Source organism: Saccharopolyspora sp. NPDC050389, from assembly GCF_040655595.1.
In the GTDB taxonomy this organism is placed as follows: Bacteria; Actinomycetota; Actinomycetes; order Mycobacteriales; family Pseudonocardiaceae; genus Saccharopolyspora.
In genome coordinates this window covers 1-25656 of record NZ_JBFAKG010000095.1, presented here as the reverse complement: position 1 = coordinate 25656, position 25656 = coordinate 1, and the positions used below count along the sequence as shown (strand labels likewise).

Annotated in this window: 27 protein-coding genes and 3 pseudogenes; 18 read left to right on the top strand and 12 right to left on the bottom strand. The window is 69.4% G+C overall.

From position 1 onward, the window contains the following. Window positions 1–16 precede the first annotated feature (16 nt). Entirely contained in the window at window positions 17–1090 is a 1074-nt protein-coding gene (locus tag AB0I53_RS40240; protein WP_358614311.1) for a hypothetical protein, read from the bottom strand. A gap of 159 nt (window positions 1091–1249) precedes the next feature. Between AB0I53_RS40240 and AB0I53_RS40235 the strand changes: the two are divergent. Beyond that, window positions 1250–1384 (top strand): annotated as a pseudogene (locus AB0I53_RS40235) (IS5/IS1182 family transposase); the annotation flags it as partial. Window positions 1385–1538: 154 nt separating this feature from the next. Here AB0I53_RS40235 and AB0I53_RS40230 read toward each other — a convergent pair. From AB0I53_RS40230 to AB0I53_RS40215, 4 genes are read right to left on the bottom strand one after another with little or no spacing between them, the layout of a single operon-like run. Continuing rightward, complete coding sequence (locus AB0I53_RS40230; protein ID WP_358614310.1) at window positions 1539–1934, bottom strand: YbaB/EbfC family nucleoid-associated protein; 396 nt, start codon at window positions 1932–1934, stop codon at window positions 1539–1541. A gap of 12 nt (window positions 1935–1946) precedes the next feature. Continuing rightward, entirely contained in the window at window positions 1947–2444 is a 498-nt protein-coding gene (locus AB0I53_RS40225) for a hypothetical protein (protein ID WP_358614309.1), read from the bottom strand. Window positions 2445–2446: 2 nt separating this feature from the next. Continuing rightward, window positions 2447–3514: a hypothetical protein gene (locus tag AB0I53_RS40220; protein ID WP_358614308.1), complete on the bottom strand. Its 1068-nt coding sequence runs from the start codon at window positions 3512–3514 to the stop codon at window positions 2447–2449. A 30-nt stretch (window positions 3515–3544) separates the two neighbouring features. Then, on the bottom strand, window positions 3545–3907 hold the full coding sequence (locus tag AB0I53_RS40215) for a hypothetical protein (protein ID WP_358614307.1): 363 nt from the start codon (window positions 3905–3907) through the stop codon (window positions 3545–3547). Between the two features lie 116 nt (window positions 3908–4023). Between AB0I53_RS40215 and AB0I53_RS40210 the strand changes: the two genes are divergently transcribed. Continuing rightward, the gene (locus AB0I53_RS40210; RefSeq protein WP_358614306.1) at window positions 4024–4443 is read left to right on the top strand and encodes a hypothetical protein; all 420 of its coding nucleotides are present in this window, start codon (window positions 4024–4026) and stop codon (window positions 4441–4443) included. A gap of 7 nt (window positions 4444–4450) precedes the next feature. On the opposite strand, the gene AB0I53_RS40205 is transcribed toward AB0I53_RS40210, so the two are convergent. Then, window positions 4451–5701 (bottom strand): HAMP domain-containing sensor histidine kinase, encoded by a 1251-nt coding sequence (locus AB0I53_RS40205; RefSeq protein WP_358614305.1) that lies wholly within the window; start codon window positions 5699–5701, stop codon window positions 4451–4453. Next, a complete protein-coding gene (locus AB0I53_RS40200) occupies window positions 5698–6363 on the bottom strand; it encodes a response regulator transcription factor (protein WP_358614304.1) in 666 nt (221 codons plus the stop codon). Before AB0I53_RS40200 ends, AB0I53_RS40205 begins: the two co-directional genes overlap by 4 nt. A gap of 293 nt (window positions 6364–6656) precedes the next feature. Between AB0I53_RS40200 and AB0I53_RS40195 the strand changes: the two genes are divergently transcribed. The 3 genes and pseudogenes from AB0I53_RS40195 to AB0I53_RS40185 all read left to right on the top strand — a co-directional run bounded on the left by AB0I53_RS40195 (window position 6657) and on the right by AB0I53_RS40185 (window position 9156). Continuing rightward, complete coding sequence (locus tag AB0I53_RS40195) at window positions 6657–7334, top strand: helix-turn-helix transcriptional regulator (RefSeq protein WP_358614303.1); 678 nt, start codon at window positions 6657–6659, stop codon at window positions 7332–7334. 89 nt (window positions 7335–7423) lie between these two features. Continuing rightward, window positions 7424–8080: a response regulator transcription factor gene (locus AB0I53_RS40190; RefSeq protein WP_358614302.1), complete on the top strand. Its 657-nt coding sequence runs from the start codon at window positions 7424–7426 to the stop codon at window positions 8078–8080. A 270-nt stretch (window positions 8081–8350) separates the two neighbouring features. Further along, window positions 8351–9156 (top strand): annotated as a pseudogene (locus tag AB0I53_RS40185) (IS5 family transposase). Between the two features lie 9 nt (window positions 9157–9165). Here the strand turns inward: AB0I53_RS40185 and AB0I53_RS40180 are convergent. After that, window positions 9166–10065: a DMT family transporter gene (locus tag AB0I53_RS40180; RefSeq protein ID WP_358614301.1), complete on the bottom strand. Its 900-nt coding sequence runs from the start codon at window positions 10063–10065 to the stop codon at window positions 9166–9168. 37 nt (window positions 10066–10102) lie between these two features. Here AB0I53_RS40180 and AB0I53_RS40175 point away from each other — a divergent pair, with 37 nt between their 5' ends. Beyond that, window positions 10103–11506, top strand: a complete 1404-nt coding sequence (locus tag AB0I53_RS40175) for a PLP-dependent aminotransferase family protein (RefSeq protein ID WP_358614300.1) — start codon at window positions 10103–10105, stop codon at window positions 11504–11506. Window positions 11507–11552: 46 nt separating this feature from the next. Here AB0I53_RS40175 and AB0I53_RS40170 read toward each other — a convergent pair whose 3' ends face one another. Next, window positions 11553–12755, bottom strand: coding sequence for an MFS transporter (locus AB0I53_RS40170; RefSeq protein WP_358614299.1), 1203 nt, complete (start codon window positions 12753–12755; stop codon window positions 11553–11555). Between the two features lie 92 nt (window positions 12756–12847). Here AB0I53_RS40170 and AB0I53_RS40165 point away from each other — a divergent pair, with 92 nt between their 5' ends. Then, window positions 12848–13426, top strand: a complete 579-nt coding sequence (locus AB0I53_RS40165; RefSeq protein WP_358614298.1) for an XRE family transcriptional regulator — start codon at window positions 12848–12850, stop codon at window positions 13424–13426. A 113-nt stretch (window positions 13427–13539) separates the two neighbouring features. Here the strand turns inward: AB0I53_RS40165 and AB0I53_RS40160 are convergent, their stop codons facing one another. Beyond that, entirely contained in the window at window positions 13540–13953 is a 414-nt protein-coding gene (locus AB0I53_RS40160; protein ID WP_358614297.1) for a hypothetical protein, read from the bottom strand. 432 nt (window positions 13954–14385) lie between these two features. Here AB0I53_RS40160 and AB0I53_RS40155 point away from each other — a divergent pair, with 432 nt between their 5' ends. Continuing rightward, window positions 14386–15066, top strand: a complete 681-nt coding sequence (locus AB0I53_RS40155; RefSeq protein WP_358614296.1) for a response regulator transcription factor — start codon at window positions 14386–14388, stop codon at window positions 15064–15066. Here AB0I53_RS40155 and AB0I53_RS40150 read toward each other — a convergent pair. Further along, window positions 15059–15502 (bottom strand): hypothetical protein, encoded by a 444-nt coding sequence (locus AB0I53_RS40150; RefSeq protein ID WP_358614295.1) that lies wholly within the window; start codon window positions 15500–15502, stop codon window positions 15059–15061. The two genes, AB0I53_RS40155 and AB0I53_RS40150, sit on opposite strands and share 8 nt — an antisense overlap. Before the next feature lie 362 nt (window positions 15503–15864). Here AB0I53_RS40150 and AB0I53_RS40145 point away from each other — a divergent pair, with 362 nt between their 5' ends. After that, window positions 15865–16527, top strand: a complete 663-nt coding sequence (locus tag AB0I53_RS40145; protein ID WP_358614294.1) for a DUF4241 domain-containing protein — start codon at window positions 15865–15867, stop codon at window positions 16525–16527. A gap of 51 nt (window positions 16528–16578) precedes the next feature. Here AB0I53_RS40145 and AB0I53_RS40140 read toward each other — a convergent pair whose 3' ends face one another. Then, window positions 16579–17442 carry an RNA polymerase sigma-70 factor gene (locus AB0I53_RS40140; protein WP_358614324.1) on the bottom strand — a complete coding sequence of 288 codons (864 nt, stop codon included), beginning with the start codon at window positions 17440–17442 and terminating at the stop codon, window positions 16579–16581. A gap of 259 nt (window positions 17443–17701) precedes the next feature. Between AB0I53_RS40140 and AB0I53_RS40135 the strand changes: the two genes are divergently transcribed. The 9 genes and pseudogenes from AB0I53_RS40135 to AB0I53_RS40095 form a co-directional block, all read left to right on the top strand. Beyond that, window positions 17702–18187, top strand: a complete 486-nt coding sequence (locus tag AB0I53_RS40135; protein WP_358614293.1) for a carboxymuconolactone decarboxylase family protein — start codon at window positions 17702–17704, stop codon at window positions 18185–18187. A gap of 163 nt (window positions 18188–18350) precedes the next feature. Next, on the top strand, window positions 18351–18797 hold the full coding sequence (locus AB0I53_RS40130; RefSeq protein WP_358614292.1) for an Rrf2 family transcriptional regulator: 447 nt from the start codon (window positions 18351–18353) through the stop codon (window positions 18795–18797). A 93-nt stretch (window positions 18798–18890) separates the two neighbouring features. After that, window positions 18891–20321 carry an MFS transporter gene (locus AB0I53_RS40125; RefSeq protein ID WP_358614291.1) on the top strand — a complete coding sequence of 477 codons (1431 nt, stop codon included), beginning with the start codon at window positions 18891–18893 and terminating at the stop codon, window positions 20319–20321. A 387-nt stretch (window positions 20322–20708) separates the two neighbouring features. Continuing rightward, window positions 20709–21698 (top strand): LysR family transcriptional regulator, encoded by a 990-nt coding sequence (locus tag AB0I53_RS40120; protein ID WP_358614290.1) that lies wholly within the window; start codon window positions 20709–20711, stop codon window positions 21696–21698. Between the two features lie 235 nt (window positions 21699–21933). Continuing rightward, entirely contained in the window at window positions 21934–23064 is a 1131-nt protein-coding gene (locus tag AB0I53_RS40115) for a hypothetical protein (protein WP_358614289.1), read from the top strand. Window positions 23065–23097: 33 nt separating this feature from the next. Next, window positions 23098–24495, top strand: a complete 1398-nt coding sequence (locus AB0I53_RS40110) for an MFS transporter (RefSeq protein WP_358614288.1) — start codon at window positions 23098–23100, stop codon at window positions 24493–24495. A 24-nt stretch (window positions 24496–24519) separates the two neighbouring features. Continuing rightward, window positions 24520–24678, top strand: coding sequence for a hypothetical protein (locus tag AB0I53_RS40105; protein WP_358614287.1), 159 nt, complete (start codon window positions 24520–24522; stop codon window positions 24676–24678). 184 nt (window positions 24679–24862) lie between these two features. Then, window positions 24863–25303 (top strand): MarR family transcriptional regulator, encoded by a 441-nt coding sequence (locus AB0I53_RS40100; protein ID WP_358614286.1) that lies wholly within the window; start codon window positions 24863–24865, stop codon window positions 25301–25303. Window positions 25304–25356: 53 nt separating this feature from the next. Beyond that, a pseudogene (locus AB0I53_RS40095) lies at window positions 25357–25527 on the top strand (MFS transporter); the annotation flags it as partial. Between the last annotated feature and the right edge of the window lie 129 nt (window positions 25528–25656).

The window sequence follows — 25656 nt, the reverse complement described above, 5'->3', positions numbered from 1 at the left end:
GGCAGGGCTCAGGCGCTCACTCGTGATAGGTCGCGGTGTAGGGCTCCATCGCGGCGCCTTCGCCGGTCCGGTTGCCCACGCCGAGGATGGCGCCGTCGTCCTGGACGACCGCGCCGTACACGCGGACCATGGGCGGCGCGAGCTTGCCCTGCCACTGGCCGTCTCGCCACCCGAGCCAGAAGGGCTCAAGGTTGGGCCCGACCCCGAAGAGCTGGATCTGGTCGCCGACCCGGACGAACTGGGAAATCTTGCCCGACTCGTCAAGCTCGAAGGCCTCCCACGCCTTGCCGTCCCAGTGCGCCGTGTACGGAACTTCGTGGCCCTGCTCGCCGCTGTACCCGCCGACCCACACGTCGTCCGGAGCGAGGGCGAGGACGTTGTTGAGTCCTTCGGGGACGCCGGGATCCCCGTTGACGTCCGGGGCCGGCACCTCCGTCCACGCCTTGCCGTCCCAGTGCAGGGCGACGTTGCGGGAGGCCGGGGTGGTCTGGCCGACGGCCCACAGGTCGTTCGACGCCACACCTTCGACGTCATTCAGCGAATAGAGCCTGTCGTCGATCTGGGGGACCGGGACGTCGGTCCACGCCTTGCCGTCCCAGTGCTGCGCCATGCCGCGCGTGGCCCACGTGCGACCAACCGTCCAGATGTCGTCCGGAGCGAACGCCTTCATCGCCAGCGGCTGCGGGTATTTGCCGGGCTGTGCCGCCAGGTCGACCCGCGTCCACTTCTGGCCATCCCAGTGCGCCGAGGTCCCCGGCCCGCCCTTGGGTGGCAGGCTGATCGTCCAGACGTGGTCGGGTGCGATGACCGTGCCGTCCACCAGCGGCCCGACGTTCTCGATCGGCACCTGCTGCCAGCTCTGCTCGCCCTTCCGGTAGACCGCGCTGGTCTCGTCCATGGGACTTCCACCGTTGCTGGTGTAGCCGAAGGCCCAGGACTCGCCCTGCGCGCTGCCCGCGGCCGTCAACATGCCGGACTGGGCCGACGTCGGAACCGGCTCCTCGGTCCAGCTGCCGGTCGCCGACGCCTGCCCGACCGATCCCGCAAGCAGTCCGGCCGTGGCGACCAGGGTGGCTGCTGTTCGTTTCAATTGTTGTATCTCCCAGCTTGCTCAACCGGTACGCCAGAGGGACGTCCCTGTCGAGCCCGGAGTTGTGCCTTGAATCGAAGTCGGCGTCGAAAGGGCAAGGGGTCGAGACTTTGGGGCAACGTGAGCCTTCGCCTGGCGTGCGTGCCAGCTTGAGGCGGGCGGCCTCGCCGGCTGTGCGGTGACCGGGGATACGACTGCGGCCATCATCGGAAAGCCTTGCGGAACAGGGGAATCGTGCCGCGGATCGCCCGCAGGAACACCGGTCACGGATCCGGCCTCGGCAAGGTCAGATTCGAGCTCTTGAAGGTCATTGCACAATGGCTTCTCCGGCACGACGACCTGCTCGGCGTAGGCCCCGCCGTGTGGGCTGGTGAACAGCACCATGGCGATCACTCGTGATCGATCAGTAGGGAAGGTGCGCCCTCCTGAACTCGAACCGCCGGAGGGCTCAGCGGGTCGGCCGGATGCGGCCCAGCGCGCGGTCCAGTTGGTGCAGTGCCGGGTCGAAATCGACGTCGGTGTCGTCGATTTCGGCATCCGAGGGCAGGAACGGCTTGGCGAGCTCGAACACGTCCTGCCGCGCGCAACCGGCCGCGAACCGGATCGTCCCCACGATCGCCTCGGCCAGCCGCCGTGAATCGGGGGCTTGGAAGACCCGCGGATCGATGTGCAGCTCGACGAGTTCGCCGCGGCCGCTCACCGTCGCCGAGACGAGACCGTCGGCGGAGTCGGCCGTGACCCGCATGGCGGTGAGTTCGTCCCGGAACTTCCTGATCCCGTCGGCGAGGCGCTCGTAGGTCTCGTGCATCTCGCCGAGATCGCCGTCATCGGCCCCGTTTCGCACGCGTTCTCCCGTTCACTGTCCAATTGCGACACTGCCGGCGAGGCGGGTGGCCTCGGCGAGGACCGCGGGCCAGCCGTCCGGTCCAGCGCCCGTGACCGAGATGACGACCAGCCGCTTCCCGTCCGGCACTTGCACTTCCGCCTTGATCCGCGGCAGGAGCAGTTCCTCCCGCGCTCCGGTGAGCTGCGGCGGCAGGCGGTACTCCCCGGCGTGCAGGGCCACCAGCGCCGGCCCGTTGGCGAGCATCGCGACGCCGACCTGGGCCGCCGGGTGCCGTCGCCGGTAGGGCACGACGAGGCTGCTCGCGATCGCCACCGCGGGCAGCGGCATCGCGGGCAGCGGGGCGACGCCGACGCCCAGCGCCAGCGAGACCGGCGGGTCGCCGATCGCGAATCTGCCTAGGATGCGCGCACCCTGCTCGGCGGTCCCCGCCGGCAGCGGCATCGACTCGAAGCCTTCGGGCAACGCGATCCGGACGGAATCCGGAATCCGGGATTGTGCGGTCACCATCGTCAGCGCGCTCCCACCCGGTCCCGCGCCCTGGATTCGTCGCGCGCGCCCTGACCTTCGTTGTCCGCGGCGATCCCGTCCCCGGCCGCGTTCGCGAACGGGACGACGAGGATGCCGAGAGCTGATCCGGTGCCTGCCGTGACTTTCTGCCAGTCCTCCCGCGGTACCCAGTACGACTCCAGGTCGTTGAAGTACGTCGGCGGGCCGTCATCGGGCGAAGCGGCCTCGGCCAGCACCTGCTCTCCGACGACCGCGGTGGTGCCGAAGGGCACGTTGTGCGCGCCGAAGATGACCGCCTGCCTGTCCCAGTTCAGCGTTTCGTCGGCGACATCGGCGCCGGCCTTGTCCGCCAGCGTGTGGCCGCCCAGCGCCACGACGCCGGTGCCCAGCGACGCGTTCCCCAACGTCTCGCTGATCGCCACCGCGATGGGATGCTTGACGACTCCGGTCGCATCGGCGGCCAGGCCGAGCGTGGTGCTGATGTCACCCACCACATCGGACACCTTGTTGATGAGTTCGGCGTTGTCCGCCAGCAGATCCCCGCCCCGCTCCAGCAGGGTGCGGCCCTCGCCGAGCTCCGCGATGATCGCGCGGTGGTCCACGTTCTGGCGGTTGGCGATTTCGTCCAGCAGGCCGTTGAGGTGGTTGTTGATCCACGTCGCGACCTGCTTCACCAGCCGCTCCTGGGCGTCGTCGCCGATGAACGGGATGACCCCGGCGGCCTCGTACGGGACGGTGTTCAGCGCGATGATGTTCTGGATGTACTGCTTCGCGTTCTTCACGTCGGCGGCGAACGCACCGGCGAGCCCGCCGAGCTGCACCAGTTGACCGGCGACGCCGACGCCCAGCGAGATCTCCCAGGTCAGCACGCTGACGAACTCGCCGCCCGCCGGGTCCTGCCAGGCCTCCCAGACCGCCTCGACGCCGGCCTCGTTGAGGCCCGCGAACGCCGTGGCGGAGTCCAGCAGCGCGAAGTACATCGCGCCCAGCATGTCCTCGTTGGTGTCCGGCCACTCGGTGAGCGGCTTGACCTTGGACCACAATTCCCCGGAGGGTTCCGAAACAGGCACAGCGTTTCCCCGTTGTCGCGGTTGGACGAATCAGCGGATGCCGGGAATTCCGCCCTCGATGGTCCGGCTCGCGGCGATTTCTGCCTCCCGGTACGCCTGCACCGCGACCCGGCCTGCGTGGGTGGTCATCTCCAGCTTGTCGAGCACGCCGTCGGCGAGGGTGCGGGTCTGCTCGGCCGCCGGCACGTAGGTCGGCCGGAACGCCTGCGCCAACCTGCCCTGCCCGATGCCCTCCTCGTTGTTGACGGTCACCGGCCGCAGCCGCAGCCAGGTGCGGCTGGTGTCGCTCAGGAGCGCCTGGATCTGCGTCACCTCGGTGTCGGTCGCGTCGGTCCGCATGTTGAGTTCCCAGGTCACGCCCCACCCCGATGTCTCGTCCGGATTCGAATTCACGGTAGGCGCCATGGCGGTGGGCGAACGCCTGATGACACCTTGCTGCCACCGGCGAAGGGCCGCCGTCCTGAGCGGAATCCCGGCGGCGGCCGAACGCCGAACCCTATGCTGTCGGGATGTTCGGCAAGTGGCCGCTGTGGGCGTCTCTGGCCGGCGCCGTGGTGTTGGTCGTGGTGTTCGCGTTCGTCCGGTCCGGCGAGCCGGAGCTGGTTCCGGTCGCGCCGGTGGGCGGCGGCGAGGTGACCATCGCGGGGCGGCTCACCGTGGAGCAGACGGGGGCGGCGATGTCGGCGCGCGTCGTCATCAGCGCGGATCGGCCGGTCGTCCTGCGCGGCCTCACCGTCAGGGTGCGCGACGCGGCGGGCGGCTCACACGATTTCGGCGAGCTGTCCAACGTCGAAGTCAGCGCGGCGCCGAGGGAGAGCGTGCTCGACCGCGGGCCGGTCGCGCCCGGCGACTACACCTGCTTCATGGCCTACCGGCTCGACGGGGGCTGGGTCAACCTGCCGCCCTGGCACGACGTCGCGATCCGCTGACGGCCCGTCAGGACGCGCTCAGCGGGAGGCGCAGCTCGAAGATCGCGCCGCCCTCGTCGGCGTTGTACACCGCCAGCGTTCCGTTGTGCGCCTGTGCCACCCAGCGCACGATCGACAGGCCCAGCCCGGACGATCCGCCGGTGCTGCTGAACCGGTCGAAGGCGTCGGCGGCCGCCTCGGCGTCGATGCCGGGGCCGTGGTCCGCCACCGTGACGGTGCCGCCGGCCACCGTGATGTGCACGATCGCCTCCGCGCCCGGCTGCCGCCCGTACCGCATCGCGTTGTCCAGCAGGTTGCCGATGGCCCGCTGCACCAGCACCGGGTCGGCGTCCACTTTGGTCGGTGCCGCCGTGACGGTCACCTGCGCCCCGTCGGTCCGGGTGTCCTCGACGACGCCGACCACCAGCTGGTCCAGCCAGACCGGCTGGATCGTCAGCTGTTCCACTCCGGCCGCGAGCCGGGCCCGGGCCAGCAGGTCGTCGATGATGCTGCCCATCCGGGCGGCCAGTTGGACGGTGCGCGGCAGCAGGTCGGCGCGTTGGGTGGGATTGTCGAGCGCGGTTTCGGCGAGCGCGCGCAACGCGGCCACCGGGGTGCGCAGGTCGTGCGCTGTCTCGGCGAGCAACACCTCCTGCTGCTGCAACGCCGCTGCGGCGGGCCGGATCGAGCGTCCGGACATCAGGTGGCTCGCGACTCCCAGCCCGCCGATCAGCACGACGCAGCCGCCGATCACCACCAGCACCAGCTCGTTGTGCCGCTGCTGTTCCGGTCGGGCGTCGGCGACCGCGACCACCGCGCCGATGTACGTGCCGTCCCGGCTGATCAGCGGCTCGGCCCGCACCCTGACCAGCTCGCCGCCGGTGCCCTGCTGGTAGCCGGAGACCAGGTTGCCGGAACTGACGGCCTCGGCGGCCAGCCCGCTGAGCACCGCGATGTCCATCGGCACGCACTGCCGGTCGGACAGGTGCGCCTGGAAGGTGGGTGCGCCGCCGGGCAGGATCGCGAACTGCGGGCAGCCATCGTTGAGCACGTCGGTGTTGACGAGGTTGAACTGGATGGTCTCGTCGAAGCCGACCAGCCTGCTGACCGACGAGGTGATGCGGTGCAGCTCGGCATCGGTCTGCTCGATGCCCCGCTTGCCGTCCTCGCTGATCACGAACCAGGCGAGCACCACGAGCCCGATGGCGTTCATCGCGGTGAACAGTGCGGTGAGCGTCCAGCGCAGCCTGCGCAGCCGGTCCGCTGCGGAGTGGTTCACGGGGTGCCGAGCCGGTAACCGACGCCGCGCACCGCGTGGATCAACTCCGGCTCGCGCAGCTTGCGCCGCAACCGCCTGACCGTCGCGTCGACCACGTTGGACATGGGATCGGTCTGCTCGTCCCAGCAGTGCTCGATCAGATCGGCCCGTTCCACGGTTTGCCCCGCCCTGGTGAGGAGGTATTCCAGCACGGCGAACTCCTTGTTCGTCAGGGTCAGCAGCGCGCCCGCCCGGCGCACCTCGCGACGCGCGCAGTCCATCACCAGGTCGGTGTGGTTGAGCACCGAGGGCCGGAAAATGCCGGACCGGCGGCAGAGGTTGGCCACCCGCTCGGCGAGCTCGGCCATGGCGAACGGCTTGACCAGGTAGTCGTCGCCGCCGTGCTCGAAACCCGCCACCCGGTCGGCCAGCGCGTCGCGCGCGGTGAGGAACAGCACCGGCACGTGCCAGCCCTGACGGCGCCTGGCGTGGACGTAGTCGATGGCGTCGCCGTCCGGCAGCATCCGGTCGAACACCACGCAGTCGTAGTGGTTTTCGCGCAGGGCCTGGTCCGCGGTCTCGATGTCCCCGCACGCGTCGATGTCGACGTCCGCCGTGCGCAGTTTCGCGGCCACCGCGATGCGCAGGTTCTCGTCATCTTCGACGACCATGATCCGTGTCATCAAAACCTCATGTGTGCGGGAGGAAAGTCGGTGCCATGCTTTTCCAGCCACCTGCTCCGCCCGGTGCGCACACCGCGCGGAACGCCTTCCTCGAGCCGGGGGACGCGAAGCACGTCGCGCCTCTGAACGCTAACCCGTGGGCGGGCGCAGGTCAGCCGATCGGCCGGATCTGGCATGAACCGGCCGCGAGCCGGAGCTGGAACTCCTTGCGGCGCGCCGGGAAGCCCTGCTCGGGGGAGCAGCGGAACGCGGCCGCGCAGTCCGATTTCACCGCTCAAACGGAGGTGCCCGTCATGAAAGCCCAGCCAGCCGGTCGGCTCAGCCTGGTCGGGGGAAGCGGTCCGGCGACGGGCCGCGCCAGGATGGACACGTTCCTGGCCTCGGCCGTCCGCGAGGTGCTGATCATGGACGTCGGCACGCAGTCCTGGCCGATCGGTGCGTTGCGCCGGTCGGGCGCGAACCTGCGGCGCGGAGTGCGGTACCGGGTGCTGGCGCCCGACGCGGCGCGGCTTTCCGGCGCGCTGACCGGCCTGGCGCTCGCCGGGGCGGAAGTCCGGACCGATGCCGAGATCCCGATGGAGGCGATGGTGGTCGACCGGGCGTCCGCGGTCCTGCCCGCGGACCGCTCGAACGCCGGAAGCACCGCGGGGGCGGCGTTCTTCCAGCTGCCCAGCGTGGTCACCGCGACCGTGGGCCTGTTCGAGCGGATCTGGCAGTCCGCGGTGCCGCTCACCCCGGCTGATCTGCCGGATTCCGGTGACGTGTCCGTGCTCACGAGCCGGGAGCGCGACCTGCTGACCCTGCTCTGCTCGGGCAGCACCGACGAGTCGGCGGCGGCCCGGCTGGGCATCTCGGTCCGCACCGTCCGGCGGATGGTCGCCGACATCATGAACCGGCTCGGCGCGCGCAGCAGGTTCCAGGCCGGGGTCAAGGCGGCCGACCGGGGCTGGCTGATGGACAAGGCGGGCTGATCCGGATCGCGGCCTGGCGAACCGTCGAGATTCGTCGCGGTCTCGTCATTGCCGGCATGCGGGCGGCGACCGCGCGCTAGCGTGCACCTGTGCGGGTGTTGGTTACCGAGGACGACGACAACTTGCGGGTGGCGCTCGACGGGGCTCTGCGCGGCGCCGGTTTCGCGGTGGACGTCGCGGCCGACCTGCCCGCCGCCGACGAGGCGCTGTACGTGAACTCCTACGACTGCGTGGTTTTCGACCGGATGCTGCCGGCCGGGGACGCGCTGCACTACGTGCGCGGCAGGCGCGCGGACGGCTGGCCGGTGCCGGTGCTCTTCCTGACCGCACGGGACAGCTTGGCCGACCGGATCGACGGTCTGCGCCTCGGCGACGACTACCTGGTGAAGCCCTTCGCGATGGCGGAGCTGGTCGCCAGGGTGCGCGGCCTGTGCCGGCGCACCACAGCCGGACGACCGGCGGTGCTGCGCTGCGCGGACGTCGAGCTGGACGGCGGCAACCACCAGGTGCGCCGGGCCGGCGTGCTGCTCACCTTGACCCGCAAGGAGTTCCTGGTCCTGGAACGGCTGATGACCTCGCCCGGCACGCCGCTGTCCCGCCCGGAGTTGATCAACTGTGCGTGGGACGAGGCGGCGGATCCGGCGTCGAACGTGCTGGACGTGGTGATAGGCCGGCTGCGGCGCAAGCTCGGCGACCCGCCGCTGATCCACACCGTGCGCGGCTCCGGCTACCTGATCAGCGGGTAGTCCAGGACCCGTAGCCGCGAAGGCGTTCGCGGCCCGGCACCGGCGGCCGCGGCCGGAAGCTCCCCAATTTACCGCCAATCGAAATGCCGATAACCCGGTGAACGCAATGCTGAGCTACTGCTGCTCAGTCGCCAAAGCCGAGCCTTTTTGGGGCTCATCGCAGAAGAGGGTGTAGTCGCGGCCGCACGACGAGTGCTGGATTGCAACTCGTTTCAGAATGATCGGTGTGTCTGATGTCGGTGGTTGATCATCTTTTGGCGTGCTGCTTGGGTGATCGAGGAGTTGGTGCCAGAGGGCTTGTGGGAGCGGGTGGAGCCGTTGTTGTCGCCGCGTCCGCCGCGCCGCGATCGGTATCCGGGGCGGTTGCCGACCGAGGGCCGGGCGGCGCTGGCCGGGGTCGTGTTCGTGCTCAAGACCGGGATCACCTGGCGGGGGCTGCCGCGCGAGGTCGCCGGATGCTCCGGGGCGACCTGTTGGCGGAGGTTGCGGGACTGGACCGAGGCCGGGGTTTTCGAAGCGGTGCACGAGTTGCTTCTGGACCAGCTGCGGGCCTTGGACCGGCTCGATCTGGATACCGTGGTGGTGGATGGTTCGCATGTGCGAGCGCTGAAAGGGGGGCGGCGGGCCCCTCACCCGTCGATCGGGCTCGACCCGGTACGAAGCACCATGTGATCACCGAAGGTGGTGGCATCCCGCTGGCGGTCACGATCACCGGTGGAAACCGTCATGACAGCACCCAGCTGATCCCACTTGTCGAAGCCCTGCTCACGATCCGGGGCAAACGCGGCCGGCCATGGCAGCGGCCGCGCTGGCTCTGCGGCGATCGTGGATACGACTACGACTACCACCGGAAAGCATTGCGTGATCGAGGGATCGTCCCGCGCATCGCTCGCAAGAACACCGATCACGGCTCCGGCCTCGGCACGATCAGATGGGTCGTCGAGCGCACGTTTGCCCGGCTGCGCCAGTTCAAACGACTCCGCACGCGCTACGAACGACGAGCCGACATCCACCTCGGACTCCTCCAACGCGGATGCGCCCTGATCTGCTACCGCCAACTACGAACATCATTTTGAAACGATCTGTTAGTCCTTGCTCGCGGTCTGCCCGAGCCGGGCGCGGACGGCGATCCCGGCGCAGGCGATCACGGCTACGCCGCCGAGGACCGTGGGCCAGGTGAGCTGTTCGCGCAGGAACAGCGCGGCCCAGCAGATGGTCATCGCCGGCTGCGCGAGCTGGACCTGGCTGACCTGCGCCATCGGGCCGATCGCCAGTCCGCGGTACCAGGCGAAGAAGCCGAGGAACATGCTCACCACGGCCAGGTGGGCGAACGCGGCCCATTCGGTCGCGGTGCCGCTCGGGGTCTGCCCGGCCATCGAGATGCCGGTGAGGGCGATCATCAGCGGCGCGGAGAGCACCAGCGCCCAGGACACGGTCTGCCAGGCGCCGAGCTCGCGGGCGAGGAGCCCGCCTTCCGCGTAGCCGATCGCGGCCGCGACGACGGCGCCGAACAGGAGCAGATCGGACCAGTGCAATCCGCTGAGCCCGCCGCCCTGCAACGCGGCGAACGCGACGGCGGCGACGGCGCCCACTGCCGCCATGACCCAGAACGACATCGGGGGCCGTTCGTGGCCGCGGATCACGGCCATCACCGCGGTCGCGGCGGGCAGGACGGCGATCACGACGGCGCCGTGGCTCGCCGGCGCGGTGGTGAGGGCGAAGGAAGTCAGCACGGGGAAGCCCACGACCACGCCGCCGGCGACGACCGCCAAGCGGCCCCACTGGATGCCGCGTGGCAGCCGCTGCTTCGTGATCGCCAGCGCGGCGGCCGCGAGCAGTGCGGCGACGACCGCGCGGGCGGAGCCGATGAACAGCGGCGACATCCCGCCGCTTTCGACGGCGACGCGGGTGAACGGGACGGTGAAGGAGAACGCCGCGACCCCGAGCAGACCCCACCAGAGGCCGGTGCTCGACGGGGATAGCACTGGCGTCGCTGTGAGAGTAGCGCTATCGTTGTTCTTCATGTCCGACGATAGCAGCCCGGCGAGGATCGCTGCGACCCTGAGGCAATGGATCGCCGCGGCTCCGCCGGGGGCGAAGCTGCCGTCGACGCGTTCCTTGGTCGCCCAACACGGAGCGAGTCCGGTCACCGTGCAGAAGGCGCTGCGCAGTCTGGCCGCGCAGGGCGTGGTGGAGAGCCGCCCAGGCGTGGGCACGTTCGTCCGCGCCGCCCGCCCGAACGATTTCGGGTGGCAGACGGCGGCGCTCGGGTCGCCGAACCACCGGATCCCGGAGCTGCCAACGGCTTTGCAGTCGGCCCCGAACGACGCGGTCGCGCTGCATTCGGGCTATCCCGAGCGCGCACTGCTGCCGGAACGCCTGGTCCGCGCGGCGTTCACCCGCGTGGCCCGCACCGACGCGCTGGTCGACAGGCCGCCGACGGCGGGCCTGCCGGAACTGCAGTCGTGGTTCGCGGCCGAGCTGGAGTCGGCGACCCCGGCCGGAACGACCCCGGTAGCGCCGAGCGACGTCGTGGTCATCCCGGGCAGCCAGGGCGGGCTGAGCACCGCGTTCCGCGCTCTCGTCGGGGCCGGGCGGCCGCTGCTCATGGAGTCGCCGACCTACTGGGGCGCGATCCTGGCCGCCGCCCAGGTCGGCGTGGAGGTCATCCCGGTACCCAGCGGCTTCAACGGCCCCGATCCGGATGCGGTGTCGCGCGCGTTCGAGCAGTCGGGAGCGCGCGCCTTCTACGCCCAGCCCAGCTTTGCCAGCCCGACCGGGGCGCTGTGGTCGCCGGAGCTGGCAGGTCGGGTCCTGGACACGGTGCGGCAGCACGGCGCGTTCCTCATCGAGGACGACGCGGCGCACGACTTCGGCATGACGGCCGACCCGCGCCCGGTCGCCGCGCAGGACGACGGCGGGCACGTCGTCTACATCCGCTCGCTGAGCAAGAGCGTCTCCCCGGCGGTCCGCGTCGCCGGGCTGATCGCGCGCGGCCCGGCGCGCAAGCGGATCCTCGCGGATGCGCAGGCGGAATCCATCTACGTCAGCGGTGTTCTGCAGGCGGTCGCGCTCGACGTCGTCACGCAACCCGCCTGGCGGACCCACCTGCGCCGGCTCCGCCACGAGCTGAAAACCCGCCGGGACCTGCTCGTCGAAAGCCTCCGCGAGCACGCGCCCGGCGTGGCTCTGGAAGCCGTGCCGCAGGGCGGACTGAACCTGTGGGCGCGACTGCCGGACGCCGTCGATCTCGGCCGGGTCATCCAGGAATGCAAGTCGGCGGGCGTCATCATCGGCGCGGGCAGCGAGTGGTTCCCGGCGGAACCGACGGGGCAGTACATCCGCCTCAACTACGCGGGCCCGAACCCCGGCGCCTTCCCCGACGGGGCGCGCACGATCGGCCAGGTGCTCGCACGCGCGGCCTAGGTGAAGGCATGGCGGCTGACGTCGTGCCGGCCGCCATGCGTTGCGTTCAGCGGGTTTTTCGCGCCCGGTCGAGGAGGATGAGCGGGATGGCGGCCAGGGCGAGGGCCGCGCCGATCAAGCACACCGAGGTGAGAGCGGCCCCTTGCGCGAGCGAGGCGGCCGCCAGGACCGGCGTGATGCTGATGCCCAGCTGGAACGCCGACACGGTGGTGGCACCGGCGAGGGTCGGCGCATCGGCCGCGATCGCGAAGACGCGTCCGTAGACGGCGGGGTTCAGCACGAACGCGGCGATGCCCATCAGGAACACCGCCGGTACCACCGCCCAGATCTGCTGGATCGCGAAAACCATTGCGGCAGAAAGGATCACGATCGCCGATGCGCCGGTGAGCAGCGCGAGGTGAGGGCGCCGATCGGAGACGCGGCCGCCGACGGACAGCCCGGCGAAGGCGCCGATCCCGAAGAGCGCGAGGACGGCCGGGATCCAGACCTCGGGGACGCCGGTGATGTCGGCGAGCATGGCGGCCAGGTAGTTGAACGTGATCATGTACGCCGCGGTGGTCAGGATCGTGATCGCGTAGATGCCCCAGAGCATCGGCTTCCGCATCGTGGCGAGCTCCCGCGATACGCTCGGCGCGGCGGCCCGCTCGGCGCCCGAGGAGCCGGGGAGACCGAGCAGGCAGCCGACCATCCCGGCGATGGTGAGGGCCACCACGGCCCAGAAACCGCCGCGCCATTCGGTGAAGTGGCTGAGCAGCGTGCCTGCGGGGCCGCCGGCGACCATTGCCACGCTGAGGCCGCTGACCACCACTCCGGAGGCGCGCGCGTTCCGGTCCGGCGTCACCAGGCCGATCGCGGTCACCGACGCGACCGCGAAGAATCCCGCGTAGGCGATGCCCGAAATCGCTCTGGTGAGCAGCAAGACCTCGTAGTCGCCGAGCAGTCCGGCGACGATGCTGGCCGCGAAGACGCCCTGGGTGGCGACCAGCGCGGTGCGGCGGGGCCAGCGCAGGCTGAGCACGGCGAACGGCGGCCCGCCGATCACGACACCCAGCGCGAACGCGGTGATCAGGAGCCCGGCCGAGGAGAGCGTGACGTTCAGATCGGTGGCGACCGCAGGCAGCACGCCGGCCAGCAGGAACTCCGCGCTTCCCATCGCGAACAGGCTGAAGCCCAGCAGGTACACGCCGGCCGGCAACCTGTCGGAGCGGCTGCGCCGCGTCTCCCTCGTCGAATCCATCGTTGTGTCCATTCGGACCACCTCCACCGAGAGGATCGGGACGGCCTGCCGGAATCAGCAAACGACGTTGCCGATTCCGGGACGGATTCGGTTGACTGCATCCCATGGACGACCAACCGAGCATCGGCGCCGTGATCGAGCAGATCGCTCCTCGGCTGCGGCGCGCCCGCGAGAAGAAGGGCGTCAGCCTGGCCGGCCTCGCGCGGGCCACCGGCATCTCGACCAGCACGCTGTCGCGCCTGGAATCGGCTCAGCGCAAGCCGAGCCTCGAGCTCCTCCTGCCGATCACCGCGGCGCTCGGCATCCCTCTGGACGAGATCGTCGCCGCGCCACGGATACTCGATCCGCGCGTGCCGCAGCAGCCCACCAAGACGGGTGGCCGCGTGCTGATCCCGTTGTCGCGGCATCAGGGAGAACCGCGCGCGTACAAGATGACCATCCCCGCGCACGACGAAGAGCCCCACCTGCGGACCCACACGGGCTACGAATGGCTGTACGTGCTCCGCGGACAACTCCGCGTGAAGCTGGGCGACCACGACTTCGTCATGGGAGCCGGCGAGGCGGCCGAGTTCGACTGCCGGATCCCGCACTGGTTCGGCGCCGCCGGACGCGGCAGCGTCGAAGTGCTCAGCCTCTTCGGAAAGCAGGGCGAACGGATCCACCTCCGCACCTCACGACACTGACGCGAACCGCAAGGTGCCCGGCGACGACTGATCCGGGCCGCTGTCGTGAAGCGCGGCCGACGCCGTGAGCGGTTTTGATCGCTCGCGGCGTCGCGCGTGGGTTTCCGGTTGTATCAGGCGTGGGTGACCAGGAGGGTGACTCCGACTTCTCCGCCGCAGTCGACGAAAACCGGGCCGACGCCGTTGCCGACGGTTTCGGTCAGCCGTGCCTTGGCGACGAATCCTTCGGGGTCGTCGGCGACGATGCGGATGTCCTCCAGCACGGGCTTGTCGGGGCCGAAGCCGCTGAGGATCCTCTTGAGATTCGTGCCACCACCGCAGTTGCCGGTGATGGTGACTTCCTGGCCGCGCCATGCGGGATTGGGCGATACCTGCACCTGCGCCCTGGTTCCCTTGGGCGGGAGGGATTCGGTGTTGGTTTCCGGGTTGCTCACGGCGAATGCTCCAGTCGCGGTTGCGCCGGCCGCGGCGATCAGCCCGACTCCGGCGATTGATCTCTTCTTGTCGAGCACGGCGGCATCCCGCAACGTCGTCGTCCTATGAGGACGTTGCGGTTTCCGTTGTGCTGCCGGAGGGTCCGGCAGGATCTGGTCGGTGAGTCGCGCCGGTGATCCGCTCCGGTTCTCTCCTCGTCGAATTGTGATCCACGTCACTGTCAAGGACCGCTGAGTGCGTCCGCGGCGTGTTGTAGACGTCAGCGAAAGGGGGACGGAATGGTTTGGCTCGTGCGTTGGCGGCCGGCCTTTCAGGCGAGGTCGCGGAGTCTTTCGCGCAGGTCGGACCGGGCGCGTTCCCAGTGAGGGTATTCCCGCGATCTTGCGCCGCGGCCGCGATTTCTCGTCCCGGCGCTGGACAGTCGAATCATGTGGTCGGCGCGTTGTCCCGACGACGCTGGGGCGCAACGGGGGACGGGCGTCGCGCCGAACAGCATGCTCGAACGCAGGTCGGAGGAAGGCACGATGATTACCAAGGCTGGATCGGCGATGCACTCGGTGAACTCGGCTGTGCCCGAGCCGCGTAAGCAGGCTCGCGTCGCGGTGTGGGCGTCAGATCCCATCACCTTGACCGGGTTGGCCGAGATGCTCCTGGGCACGGCGGACGTGTTCGTCGCGACGGACGCGTTCCCGGCCGATGTAGACGTGCTCGTCTTCGCCGCGGACCGCGTGACCCCGGATGTCCTGGCCAGCCTGAGCAAGGCGGCCGCCGAATCGGCCGCGCCCGCGGTGCTGGTGGTCAGGCAACTGGAACGTGCAGTGCTGCTGCGCGTGGTCGAGTGCCGCGTGGTCGCGGTGCTGCACCGCGGCGCGGCCACGGGCGAGCTGCTGCTCGACGCGATCCGCGTGGCGGCAGAGGGAGGTGGCGTGCTTCCGACCAACCTGCTGGGCGAACTGCTGCGGCAGGTGGAGAACCTGCATCGCGAGGTCCTGGAACCGCGCGGCCTGAACTCCGCCGGTTTCACGGCTCGGGAGATCGACGTGCTGCGGCTGCTGGCGGAGGGCTGGGACACCGAGGAGATCGGCAAGAAGCTCTGCTATTCGGAGCGCACGGTGAAGAACGTCATCTACGCGATGACGAACCGGTTGAACCTGCGCAACCGGCCCCAATTGGTGGCCTACTGCGTGCGAACCGGCGTCATCTGACCGTGTGCGCTGGCCGATCCTCGTGACGCCTGTTCGCGGCCGGCGCCGCCCGGGGCCATGCCACGGTGACCGAGGTGATCACCACTGGCCGAGCGAACGACGAAGGGCCGCCCGATCGCTTCGGGCGGCCCCTCGTCACCGTCGTCAGGCCGTGTAGCAGCTCGGCCCCGCGATCACGTGCACTTCGGTGCCCCGCTGGTCGTTGTAGATGGTCGAAACCCAGGTAGCGGTCGCCGGCGAACACGTCGATCTGCTCGTTGGAGTTGCCACCGATCTGGGCCGTGGTGCAGGGGTCTCCGCCCATCTCGGGCGTGATGCGGAGGCCACCGCGGTCGGGGAACGACACCGTGACGAAGGAATCGTGGTGGTTGCAGATCGTCAGGCTGCCGGGAGTGGCGGCCTGCGCCATCCCGGTGGAGGCCAGGCTGAGCGCCACGCCGAGCGCGCCGATCGTTCCCGCGGCACGGGCGACCCGCTCGAAAGTGCCTTCCGCATATTCTTGAAGTCCAGTCCGTCGTATCCATTGAGGACACTTCGTTTCTAATCGGATCCGGGCCGCCCTCCGTCGGCCTCCGCGAGTATTGCCGGGTGATCCCGGCGCACATCGATGCCCGAAAGTCCTTGCCTGCGAAGGTGATGCGGCCGTCTGTGTCGGTCGATCGGGCATCGAGCTTGCCCGCGGGGGAATTTCTCGGTTGATCCGCACGCCGGTGTCACCGCCGCTGAGTATCTTCCCGTGTCAGGCGTTCCAGCGGGACAACCCCGTCCCGTGATGTCCATTCGGGAGTGTCGTTCACCGTGCCATTGCAGCCCAGCGATTACGACCAGCTGTTCGTTCCCGGCGCGGCTTTCCCCACCTCGGACGGTGAAAGCCGCACCGTGCGGCTGGACAGCGGCTGGCTGTCGTTGCCCACCGGCCGCGTCGTGGCCGCCGAACCAGGTTTTCTCGGCCTCGCCGATGAAGACTGCGCCTTCACTCAGACCGTGCCGCCGGGGAAGTATCCGGTCGGGCTCGCCGTCGTGAAGTACCGGGATTCGGAGGGCGCCGGCGTCATCGACGAGCGGGTGGCGGCCGCCCGGCTGGTGATCCGCGACGAGCCGGTCGTCGCCTGGGAGCTCGCGGTGGTGAAGGGACAGGACGTCGCCGAACTCGACGAGGCCGAGTTCTTCGGCTACGCCGTCGACGGCGGCACGGGTTGCTTCACGGACGCCGGAATCATCCAGTCCGTGCTGGAGGACGACCCGGAGTGGGCGATCGACGTCGGGATGGACGTGGGTGATCGCCCCACCGCCGTGAACGAGGCGGAAGGCCCGGACGGCGAACCGATCCTGGTAGCGTTCAGCACCGGGTACGGCGACGGTCACTACCCGACCTGGATCGGCCGCACGGCCGGCGGTGACGTGGCGTGCTTCCTCACCGACTTCTTCCTCCTCGACGACGAGGACGCCGAAGCCGGCTGAGTCGTTGCCGCACAACGCCGGTCGGCGATGCGGTCGCGTTCGGGCCCGGGCTCAGCGGCGCAGGGCGGTCTCCCGCTCCATGTGCGCCAGCTTCTCGGGATTGCGCACGGCGTAGAGCCCGGTGATGAGGCCGTCTTCGATGCGCACCGCCAGGACGGTGTCGATGTCGCCGTTGAGCCGGACAAGCAGCGCCGGGCGGCCGTTGACCTGTGCCGGCTGCAGCGACGCCGCGGCGATCTTGCCCAGCACGTCGGCCACCGTGCCGGCCCCCACCAAGGGGGCCAGCGCGGCCTGCACGACTCCGCCGCCGTCGGTCAGGAGGACGACGTCCGGCGCGAGGATGTCGAGCAGGCGTTGCAGATCGCCCGTTTCGACCGCCCGCTTGAACGCGTCGAGCGCGTCATGTGCCTCGGCCGGAGATACGACCCCGCGCGGGCGGCGCGCCGCGACGTGTGCCCGAGCCCGGTGCGCGATCTGGCGGACCGCGGCCGGGCTCTTGTCGACGGCTTCGGCGATCTCGTCGTAGGCCAGATCGAACACCTCGCGCAGCACGAACACCGCCCGCTCGGTCGGCGCGAGCGTCTCCAGCACCAGCAGCATGGCCATCGAGACGCTGTCGGCCAGTTCGATGTCCTCGGCCACGTCGGGCGCGGTGAGCAGCGGCTCGGGCAACCAGGGGCCGACGTAGGACTCCTTGCGGCGGCCGAGCGTGCGCAGCCGGCCCAGCGCCTGGCGCGTGGTGACCCGGACCAGGAAGGCGCGCTGATCCCGCACTGTTTCGAGATCGACGTCCACCCACCGCAGCCAGGTCTCCTGCAGGACGTCTTCGGCGTCGGCGGCCGAACCGAGCATCTCGTAGGCGACGGTGAACAGCAGGTTGCGGTGGGCGACGAACGCCTCGGTGGCGGTGCCCATCCGGTCGCCGGGCGCGAGCGGCTCGGCGGTGTCCGCGGTTCGTTCGCTGCGCTCGTTCATCGCCGGCTCCTGCCTGTTGTCCTCGACGCTGCCACACGCACAAGGTGCCGGTCCGGGCCACTTTGTGACACCCGTGATCGGTGTCGTGCATCACATCGCCGCGCTGTCACAGGGGCCGAGTCGCCGGCATCTCCATGTTCGTCAAGACGCCGCGCGAACGATCCGCGCGGCACGCCGCTGCACGAGTGAGGACGAAGCCATGGAACCCCGTATCAACCTGATGGCCAACAAGATCGGCGCCAAGGTCGGCAAGCGGATCTACAACGTCAGCCTGGCGATCCAGGAATCGTCGCTGCCCAAGGCCCTCCAGGAGTTGGTGGCACTGCGCGCCAGCCAGATCAACGGCTGCGGCTGGTGCGTCGACGTCCACACCAAGGAGGCCGCGGCCGCCGGTGAAACCGCGGTCCGGATCAACCTGGTCGCCGCCTGGCGCGAGTCCACTGTGTTCACCGAGGCCGAGCGGGCCGCGCTGGCGCTCGCCGAGGAGGGCACCCGGCTGGCCGACGCCCACCACGGCGTGTCCGACGAGACCTGGGCCCAGGTGTGCAAGCACTACGACGAGGACGAGATCGCCGCGCTGGTCTCGTTGGTCGCCATGATCAACGCCGCTAACCGGCTCGGCGTGATCGCGCGCATGCGGGGAGGTTCCTACGACCCCGGCATGTTCGCCGGCCTGTCGAGCTGACCGGCAGGTGAATCGAGGCCCGGCCCAGGATCATTCGATCCGGGCCGGGCCTGCGCGAGTTCAAGGCATCCCGGCTGATCGGGTGCGGAATTGACAGGTGATCGAACTGCAACTAGCTTTGTTGCAGTTCGGCGGGTGCCGTGCTGTTCGCGAAGGGATTGCGGTGGGTCTCAGCAGTAGGAGCGCGGTCGCCATCCACGCGCTCACGATGTTGGCGCGCTGGGACGACCGGTCGCTGACCTCCGCGGAGATCGCGGAAAGCCTGGCGAGCAACGCGGTTCTCGTGCGGCGCATCCTCGGCAACCTGCGGGATGCAGACCTGGTGCTGTCCACCGAGGGGCGCGGTGGCGGCTGGTCCCTGGCTCGCGCTGCACGCGAAATCACGCTCTACGACGCGTACACCGCCGTCGAGGCGGGGCCGATCCTGTCCCGGCATGCCCATCCGCCCAGCGCCGAGTGCGAGGTGGGGCGCAACATGCAGGCCCTGCTGGATGCGGAGTTCCGGGACGCGGAGCGGGCGATGGAGGAACGGCTCGGCCGGACGACCATCGCCGACCTGGCCCGGAAGGTGCTGGACTGCGAGCGCGAAGTCGCGCTGCGGAACCACTAGCCGGGCAGTGGCGGAGGTGAGGCCCTCCGTCATTCTTTTTGCCCTAACTGTAACTACGACAGTGGCAGTAAATGCCGCGGAGGAGTGCGTCGAATGACATCCACCTCGACCGAACCGGAACGAACCGGCTCGGGAACGGCCCTGCTGGCCGTGCTCATGCCGGCGATCCTCGTCACGGTCACCGCCAGCGACATGGTCAACCTCATGCTCCCGTCGATCGGAGCGGAGTTCGGGGCGTCCGAAGCGGAACTCGCCTGGGTCGTCACCGGTTTCCTGCTGATGTTCGCGATCGGCATTCCCCTCTACGGCCGCATCTCCGACCGGGTGAGCCTGCGGAGCCTCTTCGCCTTCGCCCTGGTGACGTACGCGGTCGGGAGCCTGGTCTGCGCGCTCGCCCCGGAACTCCTCGTGCTCGTGCTCGGGCGAATAGTGATGGGCGTGGGCGCGGCCGCGATACCCGTGCTGGCGATCATCTCCGTCACCAGGTTGATGCCGGAGGACAAGCGAGGAACGGGCATCGGCGTCGTCTCCGCGGCCGCGGGCATCGGCACCGCCGCTGGCCCGGCCATCGGCGGCGGGATCGGCCAGTTCCTCGGCTGGCCCGCGCTGTTCTGGCTCATGCTCGTGGTCGCGCTGGTGCTGCTTCCCCCGGCGCTGCGCGTGCTTCCGGGCGAGCCCCCGTCGGGCGCGGGCCGGTTCGACCTCCTCGGCGGCATCCTGCTGGGCCTCGGCGCCGGGCTGGTCCTGTTCGGCATCACCCAGGCGCAGGTCGCCGGCTTCGGCGCGCCGTCTTCCTGGGGCAGCCTCTTGGTAGCGGTCGTGGCGATCGCGCTGTTCGGGTGGCGCACCGTTCGCGTCGCGCAGCCGTTCGTCCCGCCCGCGCTGTTCACCAACCGGGTCTACCGGGCTGCGGTCGTCGTCGCGTTCCTGGCCATGGTCGTCAACCTCGGCGGCCTCGTTTTCGTCCCGCTGCTGGTGGTCGACGTCAACGGTCTCGCCCCGGGGGCGGGAGCCCTGGTCATGATCCCGGCCGGCGTTGCCGTCGCCGTGCTCTCGCCGCTGATCGGTCGCCTCGCCGACCGCATCGGCACCCGGCCACTGGTGCTGGCGGGCCTCGTGGTGATCGGGGTGTTCGCCCTGTTCCTCTCGGCTTTCACGGGAGGCGCCTCGGTGATCCCCGCCGGTGTCGGGATCCTCGGGCTCAGCGTCGGCTTCATCTTCGTGATCACGCCGATCATCAGCGCGGCGGCGAGCGCGCTGCCGGGCGATCAGGTCGGTGTCGGCCTCGGAATCCTCCAGGGAGCCCAGTTCCTCGGCGCCGGCACCGGTCCGGCCCTGTTCGGCGTGCTGGTGACGGCAAGGTTGCAGAGCGGCAGCAGCGCCATCAATCCCTTCTACGGCGGTAATGACGGAGCTGCCTATTCCGACGCCTTCCTGGCGATGGCCGTGGTCGTCGTCCTCGCGTTGATCGTCGCCTTCCGGATGCGTCCCGCGCCGACGCGCGACGCGGACAACGCGCGCTGAACCACGGCATTCGTCCACTGTGGCCCGTTTCCGCCGGCCCGAGATGAACGCGAGCGCGGCCCGGCGTCGAACTCAAGCGGGTTTACCGAATTGAGCCGATGTTTGACCTGAATGTCGCAACGGGCCGGCGGAATGTCGGCGAACGGACTATTTCGATTGCCTGAGAAGTGTGAATCCGGGCACTGTTCGGTAAAATTGGCTAACGTTTCGGAACTAGGTTGATCGCCGGTTTCATGGCCGCCGTCCAGTCGTCCTGAATGCTCTGTTCGGAGGATTTAGGTTAGCCGCCGTCGCGGCTCGGCCGCAATATTCGGAGCCGCGGCTCGGTGCGGTAATCTCTCCCGCTGGGGTTTATTTCACGGCCAGCTCTGGGAAAGGTGCCGAAGTATGTCCGAGTTATGGGATGAGACGCAGAGGTTAACCAACCCGCTGATTTCCCGGAACCTGGTCTACTTCATCGCCCTGGCCGACGAGCTGCATTTCGGCCGGGCCGCCGAGCGGCTGTACGTCACGCAGTCGGCGCTCTCCCAGGGCATCCGATCCATGGAACGCCTCCTCGGCGCGGAGCTGTTCGTCCGGAGCCGGCGGGGCGTTCGCCTCACCGACCCCGGGAAGATCCTGCTGGGCGAGGCGACGTGCATACTCCGGCGATCCGAGCGGATAGCCCGGACGATCCGGGAGGTGGCGCGCGGGAGCACCGGCAGGATTCGCGTGCTGTACAGCAGGTCCGGCGTCCACCTGGGGCAGCGGCGGCTCGTCGAGGAATTCCGCGGCGAACACCCCGAGGTCGACGTGGTGACGATCGCGGGATGGGCCTCGCACAACGTCGCCGAGCTCCGCTCGCGCAAGGCCGACGTGGCCTTCCTGCGCACGCCTCCCGGTCTCCCGGACATCGACTGCCGGATCATCGGGGAGGAAGAGCTCGTGGCGGTTCTGCCCGCCGGCTCGCCGCTGGCCGCCCGCGACCGCGTGACGCGGGAGGAGTTCCGGTCGCAGCCGGTCGTGATGTGGTCGCGCGAAAGCGGCCCGGAGTTCTACGACCGCGTCGTCGAACAGATCTGGGGAGATGATGTGCCCGAGATCACCTCCTTCGAACCCGATTACGCCAACGTCATCGACGCGGTTTGCTCGGGTTCCGGGGTCGCGGTGCTGGATCGCTCGCTGGCCGAACACGCCGCGTCCGGCGGCGCCGTCTGCCGCCCCTTCGCCGGCCGGCGGCCGACCGGTGAGATCTCCCTGGCCTGGTTGAACAGCGACAGCAGCCCGCTGGTCCGCCGGTTCGTCGAGTTCGCCGCCGAGGCGGGCCGGCACGGGCTCGCGGAGCCGGTGGAGCTGCAGGCCGCCCTCGGGCGGCAGGCGCGGAACAATCGGTTCTGATCAGACCATTAGAAAGTTTAATTAGAGGTAGGTGCGGGCGCGCTGTAATGTCGCCTGCGGTCAACGGTGACCGCCTACTTCCAACCACCTGAAAGGGACCGGCTTCATGCTGTCGTTTCCGGAGGGACATCAGCCGCGTTACAACGACTTTTCAATTCGGGCGATCTCGGATGAAACGCTTCGCGAAGGTGGTGAGCGTGCGCCATATGGCGCCGATGATTCGCGCAAGCTGCGGTTGATCGAGGCTGTCACCAATGCAGGCGTCACCGACATCGACGTCGGTTCGGGGATCACCGAGGCGGCGTTCGTGCGCAACGTGCTCGACGCGAAGTACTTGATGGGCAGGATTCCGGAGCGGACGGAATTCTCGTTCAACCTGACCTTGAAGACGTGGGAACCGCTGTGCGAGGAGCTGGAGCGCAACATTCCGCGCGAGTACCTCAAGGAGATGTACGTCAGCATCGGCATGATCGAGATCGACAGCGAGAACAAGCTGTTCGAACGGGTCGCCGAGCGGCTGCGCTCCATCGGCGTGGGACGGCTGCGGTCCAGCCTGCTCAACGCCTTCTCCGGCACCGTTGACGAGGGCAAGTACGCCCACCTCAACGACCAGATCGAACGCTGCCGGCAGCAGGGGATCTCGCTGGTCCGGATCAACGACTCCGTCGGCACCCTGCTCCCGGACGCGACCGCGATCCTGGCGGCCAACCTGGTGCACGACAACCCGGACTTCAACTTCTACCTGCACGGGCACAACGACCGCGGCATCGGCACGGCGAACTCGCTGGTCTCGGTCTTCCACGGCTTCCAGATGATCGAGGGCGGCGTCGCCGGCGTCGGCAACCGGGCCGGGCTTGCCGAGCTGGAGTCGATCGCCACCGTCTTCGCCGAGCGCAACATCGGCGTCGAGGCAGGCGAGCTGGACATCGACAAGCTCTCCGCCGCCGCGCGGCTGTCCGAGGAGGTCTTCCTGGCTACCCCGGATCCGTACCGGGCGGTGAGCGGTTTCCTGGTGGAGAACGAGAACGCCGGAATCGTGAACGTGCCGGACTACCTCGGCGTGTCCCGGCCGGTGGACTACTTCCTCAACCGGATCGGTCTGTTCCCGGTCTACATCAAGCAGATCCTCGCCGAGGCCGGCGCGGATCCGGTGATGCTCAAGGACGACGAGCTGATCCACGAGATCTACGTGCGGCTCGCCGAGCAGATGGACGAGCTGTACCAGCAGAAGCGCGTCGAGTTCGACCGGATCTCGGCGCAGATCAAGGCGTTCTACGCGGACATGGTGCGGTTGAACGACGTTCAGACCACCGCTCTGGAGGTCATCCGCGACCGCGCCGACCGCGCCACCGTGGTCGGCGTCTGAAGCGGCGCGGCCGGAACGGATTGAACTCTCCTGATGAACGAAAGCAGTTATGCGTCCCGGCTGACGGCCGCCGGTGTGGTGGCCGTCAGCATCGGGAACTTCCTCGTCGCCTTCGACGCGTCCTCGGTGAACGTGGCGTTGCCCAGCATCACCGCGTCCCTGCAGGCATCGGCGGCCGAACAGCAGTGGTTCCTGGACGCCTACACGATTCCGCTGTGCGTGTTCCTGCTGACCGCTGGCGTCGCCGGTGACCGCTTCGGCGTCGCCCGCGTGTACCGCGTGTCCACGGCGATGTTCGCGATCGCCTCCCTGCTGTGCGCGCTGCCGATGTCGGGCTGGCAGCTGATCGCTGCGCGCGTGCTCCAGGGCGCCAGCGCGAGCTTCATGCTCCCGATGACGCTGTCCATCCTCACCAAGGGCATCCCCGACCTGACCCGGCGCGCCCGCGCCATCGGCGGTTGGGGCGTGGTCGGCGGCGTGGCCATCGCGACGTCACCGCTGGCCGGCGGCCTGATCACCCAGTTCGTGGGCTGGCGGTGGCTGTTCCTGGTCAACATCCCGGTGTGCGTGTTCGCGCTGGTGCTGATCCGCGGTTTCCGCGACCCGGTGGCCGTTCCCGAGCGGCGCTTCACCGTGGTGCCGCAGCTGCTGTTCTGCCTCGCCCTGACGTTCCTGGCCGGTTCGTTGATCGAGGGCTCGCACTCGTCGTTCGCCAACCCGATCGTCGTGGCCGCGCTGGTCGGTTTCGCCGTGGCCCTGGGCGCGCTGGCGCTGACCCAGCTGAAGGCCGCGACGCCGCTGGTGCCGCGCGCGCTGTTCACCCACCGCCCGTACCTGCTGGTCATCCTCTCCGGTGGCCTCTACCAGATCGGGTCCTACGGTTCGCTGCTGGTGCTGGCGCTCTTCCTGCAGCAGCAGTACGGGCTGACCGCCGAGCAGGCGGGCTACGCCGCGCTGCCGTGCTGCGTGGCGTGGCTGTGCGGGAACCTGCTGGCGAGCCGGGTCACGCCCGCGGTCCGGCGCCGGATCATCTTGGCTGCCACGCTGATCGGCGGCGTGGGCGGTGCGTCGGTCGCCGTGCTGTCGGTGACCGGATCGCTGACGGCGACGCTGGCGGCCACCGCGCTGATCGGCTTGCCGTCGGGTCTGCTGGCCTCCCTGCTCAGCGCCGAAGCCATGCACCTGTGCCCGCCCGAGATTTCCGGAGCCGCGTCCGGCCTGCTGAACACCAGCAGGCAGGTGGGCATGACCATCGCCATCGCGGTGCTCGGCGGTCTCGGCTTCGCCTACCAGCTCCTCGTCCCGATGTCGGTCGTCGCGGGCGCGTTCCTGCTCGTCGGCGTCAGCTGCCTGTCGGCCTTCGCGTTGCGCGCGGACCACGGGCCGGCGGATGCGCCGAAACAGCCGGTCACGGCCGACGGATCTCGGTGAGATAGCCAACGGAGGGAAATGCCGGTGTGGACTTCTGTCGCGGGGGCTGTGGCCGCGGCATGGGTCCTGGCCGGCCTGGTCGTCGGCGCGCGCCGGTATCGGCATCGGCTCGCGCTGGCGTACCGCCGCGTGGACTCGCGGTGCCGCCAGTGGTACGAACTGCGGTCGAAAAGCTGGTTCTGAAGTGGGAAATCCAACGTGGGCGGGATAGCTCCCGTCCCGCATGACGGTGCTCCTCCTCGACGGCCGGGCGAGGAGGAGCACCCGTGTGCTCGCCCCGATCCTTCGCTAGGTCATCTCCGCACGGTTGAAAATTGCGCAGTCTGAACTGTACAGTTTCAACTGTAGAACCTGAGGGGTGATGGCCATGGGCGACGCCGTGTCGGAATCGGCGATCCACGCCGCGCGCGAACTGCGGACCACGGTGGGCCGCCTGCGACGGCGGCTCAAGCAGACCTACGACGCCGAAGGGCTGACGCCTTCGCAGACATCCGTGCTGAGCAGGCTCGGCAAGCACGGCCCGGCGTCGACGAGCGATCTGGCGGCGGCGGAAGGCGTTCGGCACCAGTCGATCGCAGCGACGCTAAGCGCGCTGGACAAGCGCGGCCTGATCGAGCGCCGCGCGGATCCTGATGACGGGCGCCGGCAGCTGGTGTCCGTCAGCGACACCGGACACGCGTTCCTCAAAGACAAGCGGCGCGCGAGGGACGAGTGGCTGGCTCGCACCCTGCACGACCGCTACACCGAGGGCGAGCGGCAGGCCGTGCGGGAAGCGTTGGTGCTGCTGGAAAGGCTCACCGAAGCGTGATCCGCCGTCGGAGGGCTTCCGCGGAGGGCTTCGACCGCAAGTTGCTCGCGCCGATGATCGTCGGTTCGATCCTGAACCCGGTCAACTCCTCGATCGTCTCGGTGGCGCTGGTGCCGATCGGGGTCGCGTTCGGCGCGCCGCCTTCGGAGACGGCCTGGCTGATCTCGGCGCTGTACCTGGCCACCGCGATCGGCCAGCCGGTCGCGGGCCGGATGATCGACCTGCAGGCACGGGGCCGTGAGTCTTTTGGGCTGCTATAGAGGCTGTTTCCAAACTCGATCTGCGTGGCGGTGCGGGTGGCGGCCCCCCTGCGGGAATTACGGTCGCCTTCTCGCTGTGGGATCCCCGACATC